1 protein-coding gene is annotated in these 1,104 nt (G+C 42.0%); it reads left to right on the forward strand.

Features of this window, described 5'->3' with window-relative positions:
* Positions 1 to 105: 105 nt before the first annotated feature.
* On the forward strand, positions 106 to 1,095 hold the full coding sequence (locus IV54_RS00855) for an IS30 family transposase (RefSeq protein WP_004561985.1): 990 nt from the start codon (positions 106 to 108) through the stop codon (positions 1,093 to 1,095).
* The last annotated feature ends 9 nt before the right edge of the window (positions 1,096 to 1,104 follow it).

The raw sequence follows: 1,104 nt of genomic DNA on the forward strand, positions 1-1,104 counted from the left end.
CTTGAATTTACACTTTAAGTGCAACACTAATTAAATAAAGAATGGCCCATGGCCAAATTTCTGTAAAATGATGTTTGCGAAAACAATCATGAAAGGAATTTAGCCATGGATCACTACAAGCATATTACCATAGATGAACGGGAAACTATCTTTTTAATGAGGAATCATGGAAACTCACTTCGTGAGATTGCCAGCCATATCAAGAAAAGTTACTCAACCATTTCTCGAGAATTAAGCCGTAATTCTACTGGTAAATCCTATTCACCTTCGAAGGCTCAGGAGAAGTACAAACAGCGCAAAGGCAACTGTGGCAGAGTCTCTCTTTTGAGTAATCCTCAGGTGTTTGAAGTGGTGAGAGAACACTTCTGCGAAGACCTTTGGTCTCCGGAGGAAATATCGAATCGCTTGGCAGTCGAAAAGTATCCGGTGCAGATCAGTACCACGACTATTTACCGTGGGATTTTCAATGGCTTATTTGATAATTTGTTTAAATCTGGCAGCTCTAGTGCCGTGCGCCATCTAAGGCATCACGGCAAGTCTCGCCACAATAAAGCTTATCAAGAAAAGCGAGGCAAGATTCCAATCCCCAACAAGATTCATGATCGTCCGCGAGAAGCTGACAACCGTGTAGAAATTGGTCACTGGGAAGGTGATACCGTGTTAGGCAAAAGCGGAAAGGCTTGTGTCGTTACATTGGTTGACCGAAAATCTCGTTACCTGCTTATTGGTAAAGCTGCTAAAAGAACTTCAGAAGCAGTCACGGATACTTTGAGCGACTTAATGAAGCTATGGCCTGGTAGATCGTTAACGATTACCCCGGATAGGGGTAAAGAGTTTGCCAAAGTTCAATGTTTAACTGATAAGTTTGGTACGCCCTTCTACTTTCCCGATCCTCACTCTCCTTGGCAACGAGGAACTAACGAAAATACTAACGGCTTGCTTCGCGAATATTTGCCAAAAGGAACTGACCTTGATTCAATTACTGACCGCCGGATACAAGCATATGCAGAACAAATGAATAATCGTCCCCGTAAATGTCTCGGATGGAAAACGCCTTATGAAATATTCTTTAATGTAGTGTTGCACTTAATTTGACAATTCAAG

The sequence above is a fragment of the Levilactobacillus paucivorans genome (genome assembly GCF_001437125.1).
GTDB lineage: Bacteria > Bacillota > Bacilli > Lactobacillales > Lactobacillaceae > Levilactobacillus > Levilactobacillus paucivorans.

Bases quoted from the DNA above. Each gene is read 5' to 3' on its own strand.
- IV54_RS00855 (WP_004561985.1), top strand. From the start codon at position 106: ATGGATCACTACAAGCATATTACCATAGATGAACGGGAAACTATCTTT.